A 24426-nucleotide genomic window follows, 5' to 3' on the forward strand; every position below is an offset into this window, starting at 1 on the left:
CTGGCGCGCGCAGCAAAAACATCGCGGCGCCTGGGAGCCGGGGCCGTCTGCCATCTCTGAAAGGCTGGCCGCTTGCGGCGATGCTGTTGCTTTCCTTGAGCGCCGCGCCGGCGCACGCGCTGCAAAAATTCGCCGACGTCCAGCAGGAATTCCGTTCCTCCGAAGCCAGCCTGTATGACCGCAAGGGTCAGCTGCTGCAGCAGATCCGCCTGAATCCGCATGAGCGGCGCTTGTCCTGGGTGGCGCTGGAAGACGTCTCGCCCGCCTTGCGCAACGCCCTGGTGGCCTCGGAAGACCGGCGCTTCTACCAGCACAGCGGGGTCGACTGGAATGCGGTAGCGGCCGCGGCCTGGGGCAATCTGTGGAACAGCCGCACCCGCGGCGCCTCGACCATCACCATGCAGCTGGCCGGTTTGCTGGACGACGACCTGCGGCGGCGCAATTCGCCGCGCTCCTTCAGCCAGAAGCTGTCGCAGGTGATGGTGGCGCAGCTGTTGGAGCGCAACTGGCGCAAGGACCAGATCCTGGAAGCCTATCTGAACCTGGTCAGCTTTCGCGGCGAACTGGTCGGCATCCATGCCTTGTCGCGGGTCTTGTTCGGCAAGCATCCGGGCGGCCTGAGCCGGCGCGAAGCGGCGATCGCCGTGGCCCTGATCCGCGGCCCCAACGCCACCCCGGCCCGGGTCACCGAACGCGCTTGCCGCATCCTGCAGGAACAGCAGGCCGGCCAGGAGTGCAAGGACCTGGAAAGCTTCACCTTGCTGGCCTTGGCGCGCACCGGCTCCAATTCCGAAGTGGTGGTCACCACCACCGCGCCGCAGCTGGCGCCGCATTTGGCGCGCAAGCTGCTGCGCACGCCGGGACAGTCGCTGCGCTCGACGCTGGACGGCGGCGTGCAACGCGTCGCCACCGACGCCCTGCAGCGGCAGCTGGCGGCGCTGACCGACCGCAACATCCAGGACGGCGCCATCCTCGCCATCGACAACGCCAGCGGCGACGTGCTGGCCTGGGTCGGCTCCAGCAGCACCTTTTCCAGTGCCGCCGAGGTCGACGGCGTGGTGGCCTTGCGCCAGGCCGGCTCGACCCTGAAGCCCTTTCTGTACGAGATGGCGATCGAAAAGAAATGGATGACGGCCGCCTCGCTGCTCAACGATGCCGCCATCAACCTGCCGACCGCCAGCGGCCTGTACATCCCGCAAAACTACGACAAGCAGTTCAAGGGCCTGGTCAGCGTGCGCACCGCGCTCGGTTCATCGCTGAATATTCCCGCGGTGCGCACCCTGGTGACGGTGACGCCGACGGCTTTTTTCCAGCGCCTGCAAAGCCTCGGCTTCCAGCTGCGCGAATCCGGCGACTACTACGGCTACAGCCTGGCGCTGGGCAGCGCCGACGTCAGCCTGCTGGCGCTCACCAACGCCTATCGCGCGCTGGCCAACCAGGGCCGCTACAGCGGCATACGGACCTCGCTGAGCGACCCGCCCGTAAAAATGAGCAAGGCGATGGACCCCGGCGCCGCCTTCATCATCGGCGACATCCTGTCCGACCGCAGCGCCCGCAGCCGCACCTTCGGCCTTGAGAATGCGTTGTCGACGCGGGTCTGGACCGCAGTCAAGACCGGTACTTCGAAAGACATGCGCGACAACTGGGCGGTCGGCTATTCAGACCGCTATACCGTCGGCGTCTGGGTCGGCAACGCCTCTGGCCTGCCAATGTGGGACGTCTCCGGCGTCACCGGCGCCGCGCCGATCTGGCAGGAAGTCATGCAATACCTGCACACACGCGACCAGCAGCGCCAGACCATTCCGCAAAAGCCGGATGGCGTGGTAGCGCAGGAGATCAGCTACCAAGACAAGCTGGAAGCGCCGCGCCAGGAATATTTCCTGGCCGGCACCGAGCAGGCGCTGATCAGGACAGCGAAGTCCGACGACATCGGCATTGCGATACGCTATCCGACGGCAGGCATGCTGGTGGCGCTTGACCCCGATATCCCGCCAGAGCGGCAGCGCATACGGTTTGAAGCAGGCGGCGTGCCCAATGCCATCTGGCGGCTGGACGGCAAGCTGCTGGCCATGCCGGAAGAGGCGCTTAAAGGCGGCAAGAAAAAGAATGGCCGGCAGGCGCATACGCCAAACCCGCAGCTTGCATTCGACTGGATGCCATGGCCGGGGCGGCATGTGCTGGAATTATTGGATGACAAGCAGACGGTGCTGGACCAGGTCCGGTTTGAGGTGCGTGGCGCCGTTGAACGAGAAGCGGCTCCGAAAGCTGGGCGTCGCGTGAAAAAGTAATTGATACAGGCGTTCGGCAACGCCATTCGGATTGCTGACGTTGAATTGTATTGGATTAAATTCGAGCTGACATTTTTTGTATGTGATAGCGTCTGGAAACGACCCAAACCCCACCGAGAGGCCGCCACAATGCGGTCATTCAACGGTGGCTGCCAGACTCACCGTCGAGTCGATGAGCTGCAAACTAGCGAATGGTTGCGATCTCAGCGTAGGGGAAATTACTCGCGTCTAAAACTGAGAATAGCCCTTCCTATTGGATTTCCTGATACTAACGGATTCGGCATCCAGGCGAATGTGAGAAGGGAGAAGCCGCCACGTTGTTTCCGTGACGGCTGGGCTTGGAGCTGGTGGATCAATACAAGCGAATCAGTGATTGAGCGTTTTGACCGTGCAGTTTTGCGCCAGCACGGCGACCTTGACGGCCGGGATGTCGGGGCTGCTTCCGAGGCGAATGAGTTGACAGTTCATCGATCCGGCCAGGTGTCCTTGGAAAGAGGCAAGCGCCATCAGCTTGGCTTCCGGTACCGAGTGGTCGAATACCACATAGGCCGGTATTTCCTGGCCCTTGAAGTCTTTGGTTGTGCCGACGATGCCGTTAAGAGTCGTTGCCTGGCCGAGGGCTGCGACCATGCCATGGTCCACGTTCACGATTGCATTTTTCTTTTCTTCCGTAGCGTTGACGCGAAAAGAGGTTTGCTGCGCATTTGCCATGCTGGAGTTGAAAACGCCGACCATAGCCAGGCAGAGCAAGCTGAATTTATATGAGTGCATTTCGAGAGTCATTTTGGTTAAAAAAGGGGATAGCGTGACGATGCCATATGGCAGGGAATATGGCATCGTTATCGGAACAGGCTAATTATTGTTTGGCCAGTTCCACGCGGCGATTCTTGGCACGGCCATCGTCGCTGCTATTGTCGGCAATCGGCTTGTCTGCTCCCAGGCCGATGGCGCTCAGGCGATCTTTGGCGATGCCCTTGGACAGCAAGGTCGTTACGACCGCTTCTGCGCGCTGCTGCGAAAGAGTTTTGTTATGTTGAGCATTGCCGCTGTTGTCGGTATGCCCCTCTACCGACAACTTGAGGGTTGGAGCTTGCGTCAGCAGCTTCCCGATCTCGTCCACCGCCGTCAATCCGTCTGGCTTGATCACAGCCTTGTCGGTGTCGAAATTGATATAGAGGGCGATATGGCCCTTGGCATTCAATTCGCTTTGCATGGCGTCGGCTGTCGCAAAGGCGACCTGCTGCTGCATTGCCTTCTCTTCGATTGCGGTGATCTGGGTTGAATTGCTACTGGTTGTCACCGTAATCCATACATTTTTCCCTGGTGTCCTGATCAGGTAAGCCTCATAGGCATTGACATAGTCCTTGAGGCCCAGCTTGTTGACGATAAGGTCGCCGAGATCGCCGCCATTCGCTGCGACCAGGGCTGGATCGCTTGGCAGCACAGTGTTTACCTTGACGCCGCCGAGAGCCTTGATGGCTGTTTCATAGTTGCGCTGCGACGCCAGCGGGGTCAATTGCGCGTCGGCGTCTGAGAAGTGGCGGCTTTCTATGCGTCCTTCCACGGCGCGCAGCTGATCGCCGGCAACCACATAAGTCCGGTCGAAATCAGATTTGTCGCTGAAACGCCCGCCTTCGGCAAGATTCTGCGGCCAGTCGAGGTAAGGAAATGGCGGCAGCGGGATGCTGGAAAGCGGGACACTGTCGAGGCTGAATCCGGCTTTGGCGACACCAGTGTCCACCGGTGTATCGACTGTATGTGACGGCGCTATGGTGGCGGCATTTGCCGCTCCGGCCTGCGGGGCATTCTCTTTGCGTTTGCATCCAAACAAGGAAACGGAGAGGCACAAGGAGAGGGCGAAGGCGATTTTTAAATTTGAAGGCATTTTCGTATTGATAACAGTAATTGCAGAAATTTGATAGCCAGCGTTGCTGTTTTGCAACAAATAACAGGCTGATATTTTATGTTTTTTGCTAACTATTTTGTTAAGAAGTTACCTTAATGTTCAGAGTGAAAAACAATGATCGACTGACTAAAAATACCCGGAAAAGTTTCCTGTAAACATGTTTTTTTATGTAAGAAAATGTAAACGTATGTAATGACTACGCAAAAAATGATTGCTAAAATGCATTTGCTGTCGCAGGGAAACTTTTTTTTAAGCAACTTTATTGTAGTTCAAAATCAAGGGGAAATTATGCAACAACGCAAATTGCTGTCGCGTCAGCTGGGCCAAGGTATGACTGAGTACATCATTATCGTTGCACTGATTGCAATCGCCGCCATCGGCGTTTATCAAGCATTCGGTGGTGTCGTTCGCGGTCAGACTGCCGCTGCAGCTCAAACCCTGGCAGGCGGTTCTGCTGCCGGAGTGCGTACTACCGTGACAACTGCAGGTACTACCGCTCAAAACGAAGGTAGCAAGACGAAAGATCTGAAGTCCTTCGAGAAGTAATCCCCCCCGTAGTGAAACCGGTGCGGCCAGCAGCTCAGGCTGCATCGGTTTATTTGCGTTCTTGTCAATTGAAAAAAAGGCATTGAATCATGCGCATCAGGATTTTTTTGCAACGCGGACAGACGCTGGTGCTGTTTCTTGGCTTTGCCGCAGCCCTGGTCAGCGTGCTTCTGGTCGCTTTCAATAGCGGACAAACCACCAACGCCAAAATGCGCGCCATGAACGCTGCCGATGCCGCTGCCTATAGCGGCGCAGTATGGCAAGCGCGTACCCTGAATTTCCAGGCTTATACGAACCGGGCCATGGTCGCCAATGAAGTGGCGATTGCGCAGTCTGTCAGCCTGCGGTCGTGGGTTTCTTACGTTAATAATTTCATCAATAACGGGCCGGCAGCCCTGCTGAAGCTGGTGCCATATCTAGGTGCCGCGGTCAATGCAGTCGGCAATGTGATCAAAAGTGTGAATCAAGCCGTGCAGTCCAGTTTGCCTTTGGCAGAGACGTTGTTGCGTGGTATTAACCAGGTTTATTATCCGGCGCAAGTTGCGATGAACGCCTCGGGGACATTGGTGGCGCAGGATCTTGCGAGAAACGTCGCCCTGAAAAACGGTGCGCAAGTGAGCAATGCAGAGATTGAGCTGTTCGCTAAAAATACCTTGGCGTGGACCGCATTGACCGATAGCTATATCGGTACGCGCGGCGGCAGAGTCAACACCGACAGGCGCACGCGCTTGCGCGAAGTAACGCTGGCGTCGCGCGACGGGTTTACCCAGTCGCGCGACTGGGGCACAGGATTTCCGTTTATCTTCGAGTTTCGCAAGCAGGGCGGTACCGATCTGATTGATTTTGATGCTTGGAAGGGACTCGATTCGTCGCGCTTGCAAACAGGATGGACGCCCAAGGGCTGGCTGGCTACCGTGCCGATGGGATGGGGAGGGGCGCAGGGCTACAACCCGAATAAGGTTAGCAAGATTGGCGCGCACGGTACAACCAACGACTGGAATTCGATTGATGGACGGCTTGCGCAAGCCGAAGCCAATGGCAAGAATGCAAAAAATATCCAAAGCCCCTTTCCCAATTATCGGGATATCAAGAATCCAAAGGTGAAGGATGCCGATTTGCATGTGCCTTTCGTGGTAGAGGTCGTCGTCAACAAAGCACAAATAAAAACTTCCGATGATCCAGCTATCCAGGGCAAGGCAATCTTGCATGACGGCAGGATTGTCGATCCAGCCCCTAATTTTGCGGGTGGGAATACTGGCGTATATGCGCTTTCTACCGCTTGTGTGCGCTTTTCCCGTCCCTATGGCGCAGACCGCCCGGGCGGCGTCGAGTATCCAAGTCTATTCAATCCTTACTGGCGAGCATCGCTGGCGACAAATAGCGCGCTGTCGCGGGGCATCGTCGACGGTCTGAAAGGTTTGGCGCCGGTGGCAGCAATTGTCGATGGGAGTGGTTCATGCAGTTAAGCGAAAAAACCAAATGGCCTTGGCCACATCTGAGCGCATCCATGCTGGTTGCTGCACTGGTTCTGGGTGGCTGCGGACAAAGCGCGTCATCCGCCGGAGAACCTGTGATAGCGGCTGGCAGTGCTTATGAGCTGGTGCAGCTGGAGCGGCCGGAACCGCCAGATGGTCCGTTCCAGGTAGTCAAGGAAACAGCGTACAAATTATGCGCCACGATAGCTGAACTGCAGCATATTCCGGTCAAGCCTTTTCCCAAGACCCCGGCCGATTATGCAACACAGAGAATTACCGTCGTCACTGACGGCAAATCATTCATGCGGAAAACCGAAGCTCTTTATAGCGCCGACACCTCGACGATCACGCCGGAACGGGGTTGCGAATACCGTATTACGCCGAGCAAGGCTTATAACGTCACGCTTGTGCACGACGGCAAGCAGACAGATATCAATGTTGGCGAGGATGGCAAGACGACTGTCGATACAACAGGCGCAGGTGGTTTTGCTGCGGCTTCTTCGGCGTCTGGCGAGACGTCGCAGTTCAGCGAGCGTCGCACCGTGAACGGCGTCAACCTGCGCTGCTGGCCAAAATCCCATCCGATGCTGGCTGACGGCTCCCTGCTGGAGATGTGTGTCTATGAAAAGGATGGCGTGCTGACCGAAGCGGATCGGCAAGCCATCACGCTGTATTCAAAAGCGCGTCCGGCTGGCAATGATCCGCGCTTTCAGTATGTCGTGATCACGGAACCGGTGTCGGTGCGCAAACTGACGGAGGGGATTTCCAAACGCTTTAAGGCGGAAAGCTACACACAATGAAAACGCGGAGCCGAAACGGCCAGCGAGGCCAGGCGATGGTAGAGATGGTCGTTGTGTCAGGAGTCATGATTGCCTTGTTTTTGGGCATCTGGTACCTGGGCAAGTTTCACGATATCCAGGCATCGACCATTCAAGCCGCACGCTATGCGGCGTGGGAGCGTACTGTTCATCCACCTGGCTATGCTGACGCCAGGATAGAGCAACAGACTCGCGCCCGTCTTTTTAGCTGGAATCGCAATGCATATAAAGCCACTGACGGTCTGGCGGACAATGCCGCCTGGCAGAGCCAAAGCTCGGAATGGCTTGACCATCGTAATCAAAGCCGGCTGATTGCCCGGCCGGGCGACGTTTCGGTCAGCACCTCTCAGGGACCTCTCCCCGGCAAGGCGGCATCGACCATCGACAGCGTGCTCAATTCGCTGACCGGCGCAATCGGTTCCCTGACCGGCGGCGAAAAACTGAATACAGGAGGTTTTTATACCAGTCAGGTAAGTGTCAAGCTGGCCGATGTCAGTTCGCTTCCTGCCCCCCTGAATACACTCAACCTGACCTTGCGCGAATCGAATGCCCTGGTCACGGATAGCTGGGACGCAAGCGGTCCCCAGCAGGCGGCCATGCGGACACGCAGTTTCGCCCCGACTGCCATATTTGAAAAAATCAAGCCAGTGCTTGACCCGCTTAAATGGGCACTCTCGATCATCGAGCCTAGCTTCAATAAATTCGATCCAGGAGAGATTTGCCCGGATATCGTCCCGGCCGATCGCTTGGGGCCAGGCGCCCGCAATATACCGATGTATCAATCGACCGCCGGTTGCTTTTAATTCGATCATGAAAAATCATTTACTGCGTTGCTGCTTTTGTCTGCTGCTGTGCTGCAGCTCGGCACATGCCGGATGGCTGGATTCGCCCGATAGTCTGCAATTGCAAAGCGTCGGCTCGGAAATGCGGCTGAACGGCATTCCGATGAATATCCGTTACTTCATCACCACGCAGCCGGCCGAGCAGTTGCTCAAGCAATTTCAAGACGCCTGGGAGCGCAATCCTGGCGGCGCCAACGTAAAAAGGAGCACGCTGGGCACATGGACTGTACTGAACCAGGGGCTGGGCGATGAGCACCGCAGCGTCCAGGTGCGCAATGCCGGTGATGGTCAGATTGAGGGCTACCTTGCGCTGACCTCGCCGCAGCGCATGCGTGAGCCGGTGCTGCAGCTGCGCCTGCCGAGCGGGCTGCAGACTCTTTCGGTGCTTGAATCGACGGACTCCGAGATGAAGTCGCAGCAGGTGACGGCAGTATCGAAACGCTCGGTAGACGCCACCGCCAGCGTGCTGGAGAACACCTTGCGCGCCAATGGCTGGAAAGTCCAGGAACGCCGTAAAACGGCGTCCGGCACGCGCCTGGCGGCCGACAAGGGCAACCAGGATTTCGATGCGGCGCTGACGCCGGATGAGGGTGGCGCTGTCGTCATGATGAATACCGTCACCATGTCAAAGCGCTGAACGCAGGCGGCTTGGCCGGCATGGTTTCCGATAGACCGATGAGCGACGCCGCGAGGCGGTTGCACTGCTGTTTTTTATTGGACTGGAAATGAAATTTCATAAATGTTGCTCGCCGCGGGCGCAAGGCGGGCAGGCGATCATGGAGTACATATTGATTGTCACCGTGGTAGCGATAGTGATGTTCATTCCGATGCCAGATGTCGGCGTGCCCCAATTCGTGGGCAAGACGCCGGCCGAAGTTCTAGCTTTTGCTTTTAGAAATTTTTTTCGCGGTTTCAGTTTCCTGACTTCCGTCCTTTAATTTTTTTATTGAAAAGAAGTTGCTTCCTTGAAGATATCAAAAAACACTATGCTGCTCGGCGGTGCGGTCGCTCTCGGAGTTTTATGCTTCGTCGGCGCTCAGTACTATTTACGTAACTATCTGGCCCAGGCAGAACAGAAACTGGCGGGGCAATATGAAACCAAGCAGGTGATCGTCGCTGCGGTCGATATCGCGCCCGGCAGCGTACTGTCGTCGGACAATCTTGCCGTGCGCAAGATCCCGGTGCGCTATCTGTCGAGCAATGTGCTGCAGCCGAACGACCTGGACCTGGTCAGCGGACAGAGAGTGGTGACCGCGCTGCAGCCGGGCGACCCGGTGGACCGTGGTTCCCTGGAACGCTCTGACCGCCCGCCGTTGTCCACCACCGTGGCGAAAGGCGAACGCGCGATCACTTTTCCGGTGGATGAAATCAGTTCGATCTCGGGCATGGTGGTGCCGGGCGACATCATTGACCTGATCTTCACAGGGAAGGGACTGACCGAAAACTCATACCAGCCGCAAACCTCATCGGCCAGCGCTGGCGCTGCACCCGGTGCCGAATCCGGCCCCAAGGAGCTGACACATGTCAGGCCGCTGCTGCAGGCGGTGCCGGTGCTGGCTACAGGGAAGATGACCAAGAAGCGCATCGTGAAAACGGAAGATGGCAAGGAACGTGAAGAGAATCAGGACTTCACGACCGTAACCCTCAAGGTAAGCCCGGACCAGGCGGAAAAAGTCTTGATTGCCCAGAAACTCGGCAACCTGACGGCTGTACTGCGCAATGCCGACGATACCGCTTCCTTTTCATCTACTCCGCTGGATGAGGTGACTTTCAAGAAAGTGGCGGACCAGCCGATCGCGGGGCGCGGCAATTTCGTTGAAATCATTACCGGCGGAACCGGCAATGGCATCCAGAAAACGCAGGCGGAAGCGTTCGGCCAAAGCATGCTGGCAGCCGCTACCAGTCCAACCACCGCGTCGACTGGCGGCAGCGGCCGATCCTATGATGTAAGGAGCCGCCTTGGCATCGCGCCGGTTCCTGAAGCTTCGTCAAACAAATCTACAAAACTATTTCCTCGATAAGAACGAAAGACCGACGTGATCAGATTTCTTGTATGTTTTCTTTGCGCGCTTGCGCCCGTATTCTCAGTTGCTGCCGTCAAAGGCGTGTTGCCAGCCGATCTGGAAATGTTTGCAGGGGAGGCCAAGGTATTTCCTATTGACGTGAGCCGGATCGCCATCGGCAACGGCAGCGTCATCTCGGTCACCACCATGGACAACAAGCAGTTGCTGGTGATCGCCGAAAAGGAAGGCTCGTCCACCCTGCACCTGTGGCTGAAGGATGGCAGCGAACAGGTCAGTACCTTCAACGTGATCGATTCCAGCATGAAAAAGAAGCTGGACGACATCAACAAACTGCTGACCCATGTCGACAATGTCACGGCTCGGATCGCCGGCAACAAGATTGTGCTGGAAGGCGACATGGTGAGCGACGCCAATCAGGAACGGGTCAAGGCAATTGCCGATATGTACAAGGAAGTGGTGAATTTTGTCGGCAAGGTCGGTTGGGAAAAGATGATCTATCTCGAATTCAAGGTGCTTGAATTGACCAACAAAGGGTCAAGCTCGCTGGGCATCGCCTGGGATTCCAAGATAAACGGTCCGGCTGCAGGCGTGATTGCCGATCCGATAGGCAATTCGCTGTTCCGTTACACCCCCGATCCGGGCACCACCGGTGTTTCCTTGGGCGAAAATTTCCCGTTGAAAGTGTGGCCGCCGAAGGGATTCGTTTCCATGGCCTCAGTGATTACGTCGAAAATCAACGTACTTGTCCAGGATGGCGAAGCAACGATGCTGGCAGCGCCGAATCTGACGACGCGTAGCGGCAGTACGGCAAAATTCATCGCCGGTGGTGAGATACCGCTGCCAGTGATAGGGACATTTGGCCAGGCCACGGTGGAATTCAAGGAGTATGGAATCATTGCAGAGGTAACCCCGGTTGCGGATAGCTCCGGCGTTATTTATGCCAAAGTTGATGTCGAGGTAAGCAGCATTGATCGGTCGGTGACGATTCGCGACATTCCAGGCCTTCTGAAACGTAAGACCACGGCAGAGTTCAATGCCCGGGAGGGCGAGACAGTGGTGCTCAATGGCTTGTATTCGTACCAGACGTCGAAGGACACGCAGAAGGTGCCGCTGCTGGGCGACGTGCCGTTGCTTGGGGGCTTGTTCCGCAACAAGAATGACGACAAACAAACGCGTGAAGTAGCCATCATCATCACGCCGCGGTTGATCACGCCGACGCCGGCGCGCGTGCCTGGTCCGAAGGATTTGAATTCGGAAAACCTGTACCAGTTCGACAAGAAGTTGCGCGACAACGCGCCGATGCCGAACCTGCCTGCCAAATTAACCGTGACGGATTGAATTATGCTGGTCATCGAATCGAAAAATCCAGATGGGCGCGTCCTGGATCATATCGTCAGCGCCACGGTCATTCTGAGCGGCCAAGGCGATTCGCTGATTCCGCTGCCAGCTGCGGCGGGGCGCAAGGCGGCGAAGATCGCTTTCGACGGCGACGGTCCTGTCAGCGTGATTGACATGGGCTGCGCTTCCGGCGTGTTTGTCAATGGCGAACGCATCGTGCGCTATGGGCCGCTGAGAGTCGACGACTCGATCAGCATCTGCGGCCAGATCTTGCGCGTCAAATCGCTGGGTGCGATAAAACATGGCGACGGCGGCGTGCACAAATCGCTACCGGCTATGGAAATGCCGGCCGCGGCAGGCGGGGCCGCAGTTGCGGAGGCGCCGCCTCCCGCGACGCCAAAAACGATACGCCCGGCTGCGGCCGCTCATCAGCCTGCGGCCTTTGGCGCGCTTGATCCGCAGCATGATGCTGAGCCCGTCAGTACGGCACAATCAAGGGCGCTTGAAGAGGATCGCAGTTACCAGCTGGCGCTGTCGAAACAAGCCGGCCTGCTGCATAACGAACTGATCCAGACGCTGGATTTGCGGCGCCAGGACGTGACGCGGATGGCCGACCTCGAGCTGAGGACGATGGCCAGCAAGCTGATCTGGGAATTGATGGAGAAGGTTGCCTTGCCGGCCGGGACCAATAAAAAGGAACTGGCGGAATTCGTCCTGAATGAAGCGGTCGGCCTGGGTGTTCTTGAAAGCCTGTTGTCAGATGATTCTGTGACAGAAATCATGGTCAACAGCGCACAGGACATTTTCATCGAACGCTCCGGCCAGACGCGCCGTTCGGATATCGCCTTCAGCAGCGAAAAGGCGTTGATGGGTGTGATCGAGCGGATTGTTTCGCCGATCGGACGGCGAGTCGATGAATCCTCGCCGCTCTGCGATGCCCGTCTAAAAGATGGCTCGCGGGTGAATATCGTGATTCCGCCGATTGCGCTCAAGGGACCGTCGATTTCGATTCGTAAATTCGCCAAGCGCCGTTTGCAGATCGAAGATCTGGTCAAATACGATTCGGTGGATGCGACCATGGTTGAGTTCCTGAAGATCTGCGTGGAACAGAAAAAGAATATCGTTATCTCCGGCGGCACCGGTTCCGGCAAGACCACGCTGCTGAACGTGATTTCCAATCTCATCCCGCCATTCGAACGGATCGTGACGATCGAGGATGCCGCCGAACTGAAGCTTTATCACGACAATCTTGTCACGCTGGAAGCGCGCCCGGCCAACGTCGAGGGCCGCGGCCAGGTTTCGATTCGCGAGCTGGTAAAAAACGCGCTGCGGATGCGGCCGGACCGGATTATCGTCGGCGAGTGCCGGGGCGGCGAAGCGTTGGACATGCTGCAGGCGATGAACACCGGGCATGACGGCTCGCTGACTACCGGCCATGCCAACTCTCCGCGCGACATGCTGTCGCGTCTTGAGGTGATGGTGCTGATGGCCGGCATGGATTTGCCGATCACGGCGATCCGGGAGCAGATGGCTTCCGCCGTGCAAATCATCGTGCAGCAGACCCGATTCGCATGCGGCACCCGCAAGGTCACCAGCATTACCGAGGTGACGGGCATGGAACGCGGCATGATACAGATGCAGGAAATTTTCCGTTATCAGCGCCTGGGCTTCGATGAAAACGGCAAGGTCAGAGGATATTTCACGCCATGCGGCTATGTCCCGACCTTCTACGAAGAATTGCGTTCCTACGGCGTCGATCCGGATTTTTCGATTTTTGAAGAACGGCCGATGCCAGGCACTGATGCACGCCATTCAACAGGTCATTCGGTAAATGGATAACTGGCTGATTCCCGCAATCATCGGACTAGGCTTTGCGCTGACGGCGGCGCTGCTGGTGATTGGCGTGTCTGCCGCCGGCCGGCAAATGGCGGACAGCTATCGTGACAAGGTGCTGGACTCCACCAGCGCCCAGCTGTCCGAGCTGTTCATTTTCCTGGATAGCGGACGCTTGCTGAAAATCAGTATAGGCGCGACCGTGATATTGCCGCTATTGGTCTTTTTGATTACCGGAAATCCGCTGATGGCGCTGGCGGCTGCGGCCGCTTGCCTGTTCGGTCCGACCCTGGTGCATAACAGGCTCAAAAAGAAGCGCCATAAAAAGCTGGTGCGGCAACTCCCTGACAGCCTGGATGCGCTGGTAGGCGCCTTGCGTTCCGGCATGAGCCTGACGCAATCACTCGGCTTGCTGGCGGAACAGTTGCCGAAACCTTCCAGCCAGGAATTCGGCCTGGTGGTGCGCAAACTGCGCATGGGCGTGGGGCTGGACGATGTGCTCAATGAGCTGGAAGTACGCGCCGAATCGCAGGAGTACACCATGTTTACCACCAGCATGCGCATCGCCAGGGAAGTGGGCGGCAATCTCACTGAGTCGCTGGAGCGCCTGGCCGACACCATGCGCAAGAAACTGGCCATGGAAGACAAGATCGACGCCTTGACATCGCAAGGCAAGCTGCAAGGCTTGATCGTCGGTTGCCTGCCATTGTTCCTGATGTGGGTACTGTCCGAGATGGAGCCGGAAGCCATGCACCCGCTGTTCAACAGCTGGCTTGGATATGGCGTGCTGTTCGTGATTTTTTTGCTGGAGCTGGTCGGCTTTGTCCTGATCCGCAAGATTGTCCGCATTGACGTTTAAACTGGAGACGCCATGATTTCACTGCTGTTGCCGGCGTTATTCGCCATTTCGATTGTGATTCTTTGCTTTGTCACCTACCAGATTGTCTCTGCGGTCCCGGAGCAGGACCGGACCTATGCTGACAAACCGCCGGGATTGCTACGCAAGATCTGGTTCCTGGTGGAGATCGTGTCGCACTACGTTGGTCCGCATCTGACGGTTGAGTATCGGGAAAAGACCATACGCCGCCTGCGCAAAGCCGAGCTCGATTACGCCTTGAGTCCGCAGCAATGGGTCTCTTCCAAGATCGTGTACGGCTTCCTGATCGGCCTGTTCGTCACGCTGATGGGATTGTGGATGGGCATACACAGCGTCGTCTGGACTCTGGTGGGCGGATTCTTCGGCTTTATGTATCTGGAACTGTGGATGCGCGACCGCATCAAGCTGATCGAAATCCAGGTCTTGAAAAATCTGCCGAATTTTCTAGACATGCTGACGCTGGCCATCGAGTCCGGTTGCAACCTGACGGTAGGCATCAATATCGCGGTCGAAAAATCACCGGACAACCCTCTGCAGCGGGCCTTTGCCAGGCTGTTGCGCGAGATTCGCTCGGGACGCACCCGCATCGATGCCTTGCGTGCACTGGAAGAGCGCCTGGACATTTCGTCAGTAACATCGATGACGACTGCGCTGGTGCAGGCAGAAAAGACCGGCGCCAGCCTCGGCACCGTGCTGCGGGCGCAATCCACACAGCGCACCAATGAACGTTTTGCACGCGCGGAAAAACTGGCAATGGAAGCGCCGGTAAAGATGCTGGGACCTTTGATTATGTGCATCTTCCCCTGTACTTTCCTGGTGCTGGGGTTCCCGATTGCCATGAAGATGATGAACGCATTTCAATGAACGAGGTGATATTTTGGTAGTGAAACAACGTATTCTGATGCTTGTCGCAGTTGTGGCAATTTTATTGTGCAACGGCTGCGCTACAACTGGCCTGAACGCAGATGCCGAGTCCGGCAAGATGAGCGAGGCGGCCTTGCAATCGAAGATGGCACAGGCGGAACAGCTTGCCGCCGCCGGCAATCTGATCGGAGCCGGCGAAGTCTATTCGAGCATCATCAAATCCTATCCGAACAATTCGATAGTCTGGTTCCGCCTTGGCACCACCTATCTGCGCAACGACCAGCCTGACCTGGCCGTGATTGCCTATCGCGAAGCATTGCGTTACGACCCGGCCATGTCCAAGGCCTGGTCCAATCTGGCGATTGCCCACCTGGCGCAATTCCGCAAGGCTGCCACCAAGGCGGTCGCCAGCGATCAGACCAGCGAGAGCAACCGCGTCACCTTGAAAGAGCTGCTGGCTGATGTCGATCATGCCGTCGAGCCGGCCACTGCGCAATTCGAAGCGCCGAAGAACGACATGAGGTAGGGCGATGAAAGCGAAGCGATCACTTAAATGGCAGCGGCAAAAGGGTGCAGCATCGGTCGAGTTCTATGTGGTGTCGTTTTTTGTTTTCATCCCAATGGTCATGGCGGTGCTGCAACTAGGCTTGTTCTTCGTTGCCAAGAATACGGTCAACCTGGCGACCTTTGCCGCCGCCCGCGCCGGCGCCGCGGCCGGCGGCGACAAGACGGTGATGGCGAATAACTTTGCCAAGGCCATCGTGCCTTTGTTTGCCAATACCACGGTCGATGTGAGCAACGGCAACTATGTCGCCGTGGTTTCAAAGGCTTACGTGAAGGCGCGCGCGTATATGCTGCTGCCGCTGAATTCGGTAGAAATATTGAATCCGACAGCTGCCTCGTTCACCAACTTTGGCATTCCCAAGCCTGGCGGCGGCGGACGCATCATCCCGACTACGAATATCATGAACGACAACAGGGTTCTGGGCGGACAGACACGGGCGGATGCGCTGTTGCTGAAGATTGAAGCCAGGTTCTGCTACCCGATGCCGATTCCCATCATCGACAAGATGGTGTCAACCGTATTGCTGGGGCTGGACAAGGAGCTGCCTTTACTGCCTTCCCTGGACCCCAAGGATATCGCGTGCTACAGCGGCGTGGGCGGCGCTTATGGCATCCCGATCAAGTCGCAGGCGGTGATCCGCATGACCGAACCGCCGGAATCCGGAAAAATTCTTTGAGCGCCGCATGAATTCGCCATTGCATATCACCGTTGCGCGTACTCTGCTTAGCCGCGCAGTCGGATTGCTGAGTCGACGCAGCCTGGCCGGAAATGAGGGATTGCTGATTGTTCCTTGTCCCAGCATCCATACCTGGTTCATGCGCTTTTCGATCGACGTCGTGTTTTTCGACCGAGCTGGTCTGGTGACGCACGTAGCGGAAAGTGTCGGCCCCTGGCGCTTTGTCTATGGGAAAGGGGGGTACTCGTGCCTGGAATTGCAGGCAGGAGCGGCACGGCAACTGGGGTTCCAGGTCGGCCTGCAATATGCAACGCTGGCTGGCCCGCTCAAGGTCGACCACATGCTGTTCGAACTACCCCAGGCTGCCGGCAGCTAAACCTGTCGATAGCGTCTCAAGCCTCCGATCAGGACAGCGCATAGCGAAAGCAGCAGGATGGGAGTGTTGCCATATCGCATGAATGGCGTGACGCCATCGCGCAGCACTATCTCTGCATCCAGGGCATCTGTCCTGTTTTTCGGCAGGATATCCTGGATTGCGCCGTGATTGTCTATCACGGCAGTCATGCCGGTATTGGACACCTGCATGAACCAGCGCCCGGCTTCAAGCGCGCGCATCTGGGCAACTTGCAGATGTTGCTCCGGCGCGAAAGAATGGGCAAACCACGCAAAATTCGAAATATTCAGCTGCGCTTCCGCATCGTTCGCCTTGCGCGCCAGCGCCACGTCAAACAAGTCTTCATAGCAAATGCTAAGCGCCAGCTTACCCTGTGGCAGTGTGAGTATTTTCTGATTGCTGCCGCCAGCGCCAAGAGCGCTGAAATGGAGGTTGAGAATCGGTCCTAGCCATTGCGCTCCAGCGGGCAGATACTCGCCAAAGGGCAGCAAATGCTCTTTGTCGTAGCGATAGCTGGTCTTCTCGGCTTGTGCATGCGGCGACAGGACAATGGCGCTGTTGGTGTCAGGGAGTTTCGTGCGTGACGACTGGTCCGGGGCCAACGCAGTGCCGATCAGTATGGCGGTAGCGCGTTCATCGGCGATGGTTTGGAAGGTCTGCCTTACATTTTCGGGCATGCTGTTCCAGGTCATCGGAAATGCCGTTTCCGGCAGCACCGTAAGATGCGCAGGACTTGCTGCGGCAAAGCTGACATAGGTCGTGACCGCATTTTCGAGGCCGCCAATCGAGAATTTTTCTTGCTGTGGCTGATTGCCCTGGATGAGTCGAACCGTCATCTTGCGGCCAGTGTCCTCGGTCCATCCGACTTGCAAGAGTAATTGGCCGCAGCCAAGGAGGCAGACCAGCATGGCTGCTGGCGCTGCCAATTGTTTAACCCGCTGTTGCATTGGCATGTTTAGCGCGGATAAACACTGCTGCAACAAGGCCGCAGCACTCGCATTGAGAAAGCACAGCCCATACACCCCAATGAGCGGCGCAAAACCCGCCAGTGGCCCATTGCTATGGGCATAGCCGGTTGCCAGCCAGGGCAAGCCGCCGAACAGGGTGCCACGCAGCCATTCGCATAAAGTCCAGGCCGCGGCGACGGCAAGTGCTGCGAAAGCATTCTGATGCCATGAAGCCGTTTGAACTCTTTGCAGGATAGAAATCAACATTGCCGCAAGTGCAGGGAAAATGCTGAGGTATAGCAGCAACGCAAAGGTCAATGCTGCGGAAGCCAGAAGGCCGGCGTCCGAGTAGGCATATAGCCCAGTGAAAACCCACCAAAGTCCGGCGCCGAACCAGCCGAGGCCGAAGCACAATCCAAGCGCCGCCGCGTATGACGGCCGGCTGCCGATTAGCAGAATGAGCAAACTGGCCAAGCAATATGGCGTAAACCACCAGGCATGGCTTGGAGCAAAGGAGAGTGTGAGTGAAATGCCAAATACGGTAGCCAGTACGTAGGCCAAAGCGCGGCCGGTGACTGGCTTCATGGCCGGCTTGTCCGTAAATGCCGAAAGCGTTTAAAAATATCGTTCAGTGGGGCAGCGCAAATTATCTTGCTCATGCAGAAGATCAATGTGTGTAGAGGCTAGAGAGGTCAAAAAGAGTTGTGATTCTTTCGTCACTATACCAAATAATACATTGCTCCATTGAAATATTTGGATGTTAATTTGGGGTTGTTTTTCAGGCGGCCATTGATGGATGGGTTGCTAATCCTCCAAACACGCAACCAGCCGGAAAAGTATGTCGGATGCGTGGCTGCATTTTCTTTTGCATGCCAAACACACGAGAGTTGCAATTACGACAAATAAAAAATTCCCGCATGGAAATTTAACGATGCTTATTTGCAACAATTTGTCAAGGATTGAAAAATCCATATCAATTTGGAAGGTTTCTTTAGGAGAACATGATGCTCTTTTTGTAAAATCGCGCCTCGGGGAAATAATAAAAAGGCAGCAGATGGGAAGGCATGCGAAATTCACGAGCGGCTCTCAGTCCAGGACTGCGCGCAAAAAACCGTTCGTACTGTTAATCAGCTTGTCGCTAGGCGTGTCCGCAACGGCCGGGGCGACGGGCATTGTCAGCGATGGCGGTACAGCCACTACGGTGAATACCGCCGCTAACGGCAGGCAGACGGTTAATCTTGCCCCTGCTATATCTGGCGTTTCCAATAACACCTACAGCCAGTTCAATGTAGGCAGGGCTGGCGCCAGTCTCAACAATATCGGCGTCAACGCCCGCAGTATCGTCAACCAGGTCACCAGCACGAATCCCAGCCTGATCCAGGGCGACATTACCGTTCTCGGACCGCGCGCCAATGTGATTCTGGCAAATCCGAACGGGATCACGGTGAATGGCGGATCGTTCGTCAATACAGGCAACGTCGCCCTGACCACGGGAAAGGTGTCGTTCAACGATTTCATCCCGGCGCCGGGTCTGACCCAGCGCAATATCATCCTCAATACGAATCAAGGTCAGATCGTCATCGGCCCGGAAGGCCTGAGCGGCGCGATGCTCAATCTGGAGCTGATCGCGAAGAACCTGGTGGTCAATGGACCAGTCACCAATTCCTTCAGCGGCAGCGCCGCCGGCATTCGTGCTGTTGTCGGTGACAGCCATGCGGAAATCGATAGCAGCGTATCGCCCACGGACAATATTACACGCTGGATCAGCTACACCTCCCCGAATACAAAGAACCCGGTCACGGCCATCGACATCACCCCGCTCGGCAGTCTGACCGCCGGGCGTATTGAATTGATCGTCACCGACCAGGGAGCCGGCGTCCAGCATGCCGGCAAGATGCTCGCCAATGTCGGCGATTTTTCGATCTCTGCCAGTGGCGATGTGCAAATCGCCGGCGGCAAGATTGCGGCGGCTGGCAATCTGATCGTGGCAGCGCCCGGACTGAGCGCCGCTGCTGGCGTCAATGGCAACCCATCGCTGACGGCAGGTGGCAACATCGATATACGTTCGACCGCGATTCAGCTGGCGAATGCCACTGTCGCGGCCGGCAACCCGCAAATCACGAAAGGCGGCGACATCTTGCTCGGCGTTCAGGGTAATGCAGCCACGGCTGACACGACCATCGCCAACAGCAATCTGACAGCAACCGGTGGCATTGGCGTGTTCGCTCAGGGGCATGCATTGCAAGTCAACGCCAGCACCTTGAACGCGCAACAGAATGTGCTGCTGGACGCCGATAGCGTCACCTTGGCATCAGGCTGGAACGGACAGGCGGCGGCGCCGACGCAAGTGAATTCAAGCAGTGGCACCGTCAGCATCAGCTCGCCCGGGGCATTGCAAATGTCCGGGGCTCAGGTCAATGGCACGGCGGGAAGCATCGTGAATGTCTCCAGCCTGACACTGGCGGCACTGCACAGCGCCGATGGCAGCGTCTTGCAACGGGCAAGCCTGCAATCGGCTGGCGGTGCGGTGAGCGTCAAGACGACCGGGCCGATCAGCATCACCGGTTCGGACCTGCTGGCGGCGACAGATATCGCCACCAATAGCGCCGGCTTTACACTACAAAACGACGGCGCTGCGCGTTCGACAGTCGTCGCTACCAACGGCAGCGTGATCATTAATAGCGGCGCGGACATTCTCAATAGTGGCAGCCTGGTTCAAGGAAATACGCGCAACGCGGCCAATAGCGCTTCGCCAGGGGCGGTCACGCTGACCGCCGGCGGCAATATACTCAATGAATCGCCGGATGCCAATACGCTGGCGGCTGTGTTCGGCGTGAATGACGACGTGAGCTTGCAAGCCAAGGGGAATATCAAAAATCACTATGGCCGAATCCTGACAAACGGCGCTCTGCACATTGCGGCAGCCGGCGACGTCAGCAACATCGTCGACAAACAGGCCGGCAGCAATAACGAGCAACCGCAAACAAGTCAGAGCCAGGGCACGCGCTGGCTGATCCTGACCAAAAGCACCAGTAATTTCTCTGTCGACTACGGCCAATTGGATAGGCCCGATCAGCTCTCTTATCTGGTTTCCTATGCGGGAACCACCATCAGCGGGCGCAATGTGTTGAATCTGGGTGGCGTGATCCTGGCCAACAATAACAGCGATATCTCGATCAACGCAGCTCAGTCGTTTCAAAATTCGGCGCTGTTTTCTGGACAGGCGCAGTTCCAGCGCAGCTGTCTGATTGTGTGCCACAGCAGCGCGTCGAGCACGGTGCAGAGCGTCGGCGGCAACATTAGCGCCGGCAACAATATCCAGATTACCGCCGGCGCCTCGGCCAGTAATATCGGCGGCACCGTCACCGCATCAGGTGGGAACTTGACCGTGACCGCGCCGACCGTCCTGGCCCAGGGCGTGCTCGGTTATCGCGCCTATGAACAGTCGCGCGGCTTCAAATCCTGGTTCGGCGACACCTGGGCACAGCTGTATGCCATGGATGTCGGCGGCAGCTGGATGGCGAATGTCGGCAAGATCGTCATCAACGGCCAAGAAGTCATTGATGGCGGCTCGTTCAGCGGCGCCGGCGGCGTCACCGCGACAGGCGGTGTGCTGACCCTGAAGAATCCGCAAAACGATCCGGTCACGATTAACCGTCATCTCGGCTTGATCAGCTGGTTGTGGCATTAAGGTCAGATGATGCGAACCCGTTTTACTCCGCAAATGCGGCCCATCGCGCTGGCGACGGTCTTATTGTTGGTCGGTTCGACCACGATGCAACACGCCTGGGCGCAACAGGCGCCCCGCGTTGAGCAGGATCCGGGGCAGCGCTTGCTGCAGGAGCAGAAGGACCGCGAGCGTGAACGCGCCATCAACCAACCGCCGCCGCAGATCACAGTCGAGCAACCGCCACCGCAAACGCTCGCCGTCGGCGTCGATATTGAATCACTGCCGGATGCCGAGCCGACGTTCAAGATCGATCATATCGACCTGGCAGGCAATACCGTGCTGCCCGCTGCACAGGTGGAAGAAATCACCCGGCCATTCATCGGCAAGCATCTGGGCAGTAATCGCATCAATTTACTATTGCGCCGCTTGACGGAAGCGTTTGTCGCGCGCGGCATGATTACCACGCGCGCCTATCTGGGAGAGCAAAATCTCAAGGATGGCAAGCTGATCATCACCGTCATTCCCGGCAAGATCGAAAAAATCACCCTGAATGGTCAACCGCTGTCGACTGCGCAGGGTTACGCCGCTTCTGGTCCCTTGCAGGGTGGAGGCTGGCTGACTGATCGCGGCGTATTGCTGGCCATGCCGACGTCCGTTGGCGAAACCCTGAACTTGACCGATCTGGAGCAGGGCGTCGACCAAATCAATCGCTTGCGCCGCAACAAGGCGGAAATGCAGATCCAGCCGGGCACCACGCCTGGCAGCTCGATCGTCGCACTGAATAATCCGCCGGGCGACCGCTTCTGGTACAACGTCGGCGTCGATAACTACGGCAGTAATCAAACCGGCCTGGTGCGCACCAACCTGAGCGCCGAAGCTGACAATCTGCTCGGTTTGCAAGAGCTGTTCTCGATCAGTTACAGCGGCAGTCTGGATACGAACGCCTTGGTCGGCTCTGTCACACTGCCGATCGGCTACAGCACCTTCAGCTATACCGGGGCGATTTCCGAATACCAGAATCTGGTCGGCAATACGGCGCTCCTGTACGGGAACACGACGAGCCATACTTTCGGCTGGAATTATGTCTTGTCGCGCAGCCAGGCGGTCAAAAATGCATTCGACGTTACCTTGTCACGGCGCAAGGTCGCGCGCAACGTCAATGACCTGGATCTGGATCCCCAGCGCCTGACGGTCTTGCGTATTGCTGCCAATACCTTGCACCGCTTCGCCTTTAACGAGCAGCAGGCCAGCTGGACGCTCGATGTCGGCCTGTCGCAGGGCTTGCATGCCTTGGATGCCAGCTCTGACGCGCCGGGTATTACCAGCAGCGACGCGCACAGCCAGTTCACCAAACTCGATACCACGGCAACCTTGTCGCTACCCATTGGAAAAGTCGGCGCCACGGCGTGGAACTGGCGCGCGCAATTGAATGCGCAGTGGAGCAAGGAAGCGCTGTTCGGTTCTGAACAGATTTTTGCCGGCGGCATGTCCTCGGTGCGCGGATTCCAGGATAACAGCGGCGCCAGCGGCGACCGCGGCCTGACCTGGCGCAATGATGTGGCCTGGGTCAATGCACCCGAGTTCGCCGGAATTCATGTTGAGCCGTATGCATTCCTGGACATAGGTCGCACTGAGCTGATCGCGCAAGGCGCTTATCAGCAGCTGGCCGGCGCCGGATTCGGTGCGCGTATGCAGGCAACCGTCGGCAAGCAACGTTTTACAGGGGAAGTGCTGTTGGCGCGTGCCTTGGTGCAACCGGACAATTCGCCGCTAAAAAGTACATTGTTGCTGGCTAGTTTGAATTGGTCATACTGAAATTTTTGATTGAACACAAAGAGGAAAATGTCATGTTTTACGCATCCACCTATCGTCAGATTCAACCCTTGTTAGTAGCGTGCAGCCTCGCTACTGTGGTCGTCGCACCAGGTGTATATGCACAAACTGCCCCTGTGCCTGTGAGTGCTCCAGCGCCGGCCAGTAATCTCGGACCAGGCGTGATCGCCAAGGTCAATGGCGTCGCTATCACCGACGCGCAATTGCAGCGCGCTGTCCAGCAGTCCGGACTGCCGGATAGCCCGAATCTGCGTGCGGCCTTAAAAAATCAACTGGTGTCTCGCGAGCTGTTCCGTCAGGACGCAGAAAAGACGCACGCCTACGACAACCGGCCCGAAGTGAAACAAGCCATGCAAGAGGCCAAGGACGCGACCGTCACCCAACTGTATCTCCGCGATGTCATCAAACCGGCGCCCGTCACTGAACAGCAAGTCCGCGCGCAGTTCGACAATATCGTGGCCAGCCTGGGCGACAAGGAATACAAGTCACGTTTGATCCAGGTCGCTGACGCGGCAGCAGCGGCCGACGTGTTGGCCAAGCTGAAAGCCGGTGCCGATTTCGCGCAGCTGGCGCAACAGGTCAGCCTGGCGCAGAACAAGGCGCGCGGCGGCGAACTTGACTGGATTAGTTTCAAGACGCCAGCCCAGGAAGGGCATACGCAGAATCTGCCGTTGCCAATCGCCCAGGCGCTGACTGCTTTGCCAGCCGGCGGCGTGACGTTGACGCCGGTGAATTGGAACAATGCCTATTTCATTCTCAAACTGGAACAGGTGCGCCCGACGCAGGTGCCGAAGTATGAAGATGTGAAGGCGGTGCTGCGTCAGCAGCAGGAAGCGGCGGCGCTGGAAAAGGCGACGGTCGCCGTTGTGAGCGACCTGGTGAAAAAGGCCAAGATCGAGCAGTAATGGGGGAGCAGATCGCATGACCGCCAGGAAGAAAGACGATCCAACCGGCCTGCGTGGCGTCAATGGGTATTCCTATGAGGCGGTCCGGCGTTCTGAGGAAGAAGGGCGGAACAGTAATGCAGCTCGGCGTTCTCGCGGGACCATTCGCATCGCCATCATAGCGATCACGCTGTCGGCGCTGTTCACCTACGGTTTTCTGTACTTTATTTTGCCTCCCGCCGCGTCGCATCAGGTGCGTATGAAGTGAGCGAACGATTTGTCATTGCTTAACAAGTTATGACAAACACGGCGGTGGCTGGTGCGCAACAATTTGCAAACGAGTGTTAATTTGGCCAGTTTTTGCGGAACTTCCCTCGTGCTGCCGGATACCGCTTTGTAAAATGGTTTTTCAGAAATAATCATCCCGCACAACATCAGCAGCAAGGGGAAAAAATTGAAAAACTATTTTGTCTTGGTGGCCTTGTCGTGCATCCCGCTGTTGCGCTTGCTGGTGCTGGACCTTTATCAGCGGGGCGCTGCCCGGCTGAACGAACTCGTTCGCAAGCCGACGATTCAAGACTAGCAGCTCCTCATCACGGAGCCGCTAGCGCTGTACAGACAGTGTTGATGGGCAGTTGTCTCTGCC

General features: G+C 57.2%; 24 protein-coding genes. 21 read left to right on the top strand and 3 right to left on the bottom strand.

From position 1 onward, the window contains the following. The first annotated feature begins 80 nt into the window (after positions 1–80). Positions 81–2288, top strand: coding sequence for a penicillin-binding protein 1C (gene pbpC / locus AC07V8_RS02370; RefSeq protein WP_494677227.1), 2208 nt, complete (start codon positions 81–83; stop codon positions 2286–2288). 366 nt (positions 2289–2654) lie between these two features. Here the strand turns inward: pbpC and AC07V8_RS02375 are convergent, their stop codons facing one another. Together AC07V8_RS02375 and AC07V8_RS02380 are read right to left on the bottom strand one after the other, a co-directional pair. After that, complete coding sequence (locus AC07V8_RS02375) at positions 2655–3125, bottom strand: hypothetical protein (RefSeq protein ID WP_494676819.1); 471 nt, start codon at positions 3123–3125, stop codon at positions 2655–2657. Between the two features lie 19 nt (positions 3126–3144). Further along, positions 3145–4029 (bottom strand): OmpA family protein, encoded by an 885-nt coding sequence (locus AC07V8_RS02380; protein WP_494676818.1) that lies wholly within the window; start codon positions 4027–4029, stop codon positions 3145–3147. Here AC07V8_RS02380 and AC07V8_RS02385 point away from each other — a divergent pair. From AC07V8_RS02385 to AC07V8_RS02455, 15 genes are all read left to right on the top strand, one after another. Next, positions 4022–4207, top strand: a complete 186-nt coding sequence (locus AC07V8_RS02385) for a hypothetical protein (RefSeq protein WP_494676817.1) — start codon at positions 4022–4024, stop codon at positions 4205–4207. The two genes, AC07V8_RS02380 and AC07V8_RS02385, sit on opposite strands and share 8 nt — an antisense overlap. Positions 4208–4482: 275 nt before the next feature. Next, positions 4483–4740 carry a hypothetical protein gene (locus AC07V8_RS02390; RefSeq protein WP_211442153.1) on the top strand — a complete coding sequence of 86 codons (258 nt, stop codon included), beginning with the start codon at positions 4483–4485 and terminating at the stop codon, positions 4738–4740. A gap of 89 nt (positions 4741–4829) precedes the next feature. After that, the gene (locus AC07V8_RS02395; protein ID WP_494676816.1) at positions 4830–6206 is read left to right on the top strand and encodes a pilus assembly protein TadG-related protein; all 1377 of its coding nucleotides are present in this window, start codon (positions 4830–4832) and stop codon (positions 6204–6206) included. Next, positions 6197–7015 (top strand): hypothetical protein, encoded by an 819-nt coding sequence (locus AC07V8_RS02400; RefSeq protein WP_494676815.1) that lies wholly within the window; start codon positions 6197–6199, stop codon positions 7013–7015. Before AC07V8_RS02395 ends, AC07V8_RS02400 begins: the two co-directional genes overlap by 10 nt. Positions 7016–7050: 35 nt before the next feature. Beyond that, on the top strand, positions 7051–7836 hold the full coding sequence (locus AC07V8_RS02405) for a TadE family protein (RefSeq protein WP_494721444.1): 786 nt from the start codon (positions 7051–7053) through the stop codon (positions 7834–7836). 7 nt (positions 7837–7843) lie between these two features. Next, positions 7844–8512, top strand: coding sequence for a hypothetical protein (locus AC07V8_RS02410; protein ID WP_494676813.1), 669 nt, complete (start codon positions 7844–7846; stop codon positions 8510–8512). Positions 8513–8600: 88 nt separating this feature from the next. Further along, the gene (locus tag AC07V8_RS02415) at positions 8601–8813 is read left to right on the top strand and encodes a hypothetical protein (RefSeq protein ID WP_211440847.1); all 213 of its coding nucleotides are present in this window, start codon (positions 8601–8603) and stop codon (positions 8811–8813) included. 27 nt (positions 8814–8840) lie between these two features. Further along, entirely contained in the window at positions 8841–9896 is a 1056-nt protein-coding gene (gene cpaB / locus AC07V8_RS02420; protein WP_494676812.1) for a Flp pilus assembly protein CpaB, read from the top strand. Positions 9897–9980: 84 nt separating this feature from the next. Further along, entirely contained in the window at positions 9981–11237 is a 1257-nt protein-coding gene (locus AC07V8_RS02425; RefSeq protein ID WP_494676811.1) for a type II and III secretion system protein family protein, read from the top strand. Positions 11238–11240: 3 nt separating this feature from the next. Further along, on the top strand, positions 11241–13076 hold the full coding sequence (locus AC07V8_RS02430) for a TadA family conjugal transfer-associated ATPase (protein WP_494676810.1): 1836 nt from the start codon (positions 11241–11243) through the stop codon (positions 13074–13076). Further along, positions 13069–13929: a type II secretion system F family protein gene (locus AC07V8_RS02435; RefSeq protein WP_211440851.1), complete on the top strand. Its 861-nt coding sequence runs from the start codon at positions 13069–13071 to the stop codon at positions 13927–13929. The genes AC07V8_RS02430 and AC07V8_RS02435 overlap by 8 nt, the downstream gene beginning before the upstream one ends. Positions 13930–13941: 12 nt before the next feature. Then, complete coding sequence (locus AC07V8_RS02440; RefSeq protein WP_494676809.1) at positions 13942–14811, top strand: type II secretion system F family protein; 870 nt, start codon at positions 13942–13944, stop codon at positions 14809–14811. Between the two features lie 19 nt (positions 14812–14830). After that, entirely contained in the window at positions 14831–15337 is a 507-nt protein-coding gene (locus AC07V8_RS02445; protein ID WP_494676808.1) for a tetratricopeptide repeat protein, read from the top strand. Between the two features lie 4 nt (positions 15338–15341). Next, on the top strand, positions 15342–16052 hold the full coding sequence (locus AC07V8_RS02450) for a TadE family protein (RefSeq protein WP_494676807.1): 711 nt from the start codon (positions 15342–15344) through the stop codon (positions 16050–16052). 7 nt (positions 16053–16059) lie between these two features. Then, complete coding sequence (locus AC07V8_RS02455) at positions 16060–16428, top strand: DUF192 domain-containing protein (RefSeq protein ID WP_494676806.1); 369 nt, start codon at positions 16060–16062, stop codon at positions 16426–16428. Here AC07V8_RS02455 and lnt read toward each other — a convergent pair. Further along, positions 16425–17978 (bottom strand): apolipoprotein N-acyltransferase, encoded by a 1554-nt coding sequence (gene lnt / locus AC07V8_RS02460; RefSeq protein WP_494676805.1) that lies wholly within the window; start codon positions 17976–17978, stop codon positions 16425–16427. The two genes, AC07V8_RS02455 and lnt, sit on opposite strands and share 4 nt — an antisense overlap. Before the next feature lie 559 nt (positions 17979–18537). On the opposite strand from lnt, the gene AC07V8_RS02465 reads away from it, so the two are divergent. From AC07V8_RS02465 to AC07V8_RS02485, 5 genes are all read left to right on the top strand, one after another. Next, entirely contained in the window at positions 18538–21084 is a 2547-nt protein-coding gene (locus AC07V8_RS02465; protein WP_494676804.1) for a two-partner secretion domain-containing protein, read from the top strand. Between the two features lie 6 nt (positions 21085–21090). Then, entirely contained in the window at positions 21091–22878 is a 1788-nt protein-coding gene (locus AC07V8_RS02470) for a ShlB/FhaC/HecB family hemolysin secretion/activation protein (protein ID WP_494676803.1), read from the top strand. A gap of 32 nt (positions 22879–22910) precedes the next feature. Further along, complete coding sequence (locus AC07V8_RS02475; protein WP_494676802.1) at positions 22911–23801, top strand: peptidyl-prolyl cis-trans isomerase; 891 nt, start codon at positions 22911–22913, stop codon at positions 23799–23801. A gap of 16 nt (positions 23802–23817) precedes the next feature. Continuing rightward, on the top strand, positions 23818–24048 hold the full coding sequence (locus tag AC07V8_RS02480; RefSeq protein WP_494676801.1) for a hypothetical protein: 231 nt from the start codon (positions 23818–23820) through the stop codon (positions 24046–24048). 186 nt (positions 24049–24234) lie between these two features. Beyond that, the gene (locus tag AC07V8_RS02485) at positions 24235–24363 is read left to right on the top strand and encodes a hypothetical protein (protein ID WP_494676800.1); all 129 of its coding nucleotides are present in this window, start codon (positions 24235–24237) and stop codon (positions 24361–24363) included. Positions 24364–24426: the final 63 nt, after the last annotated feature.

The organism is Collimonas sp. GW821-FHT02H07 (assembly GCF_059421505.1).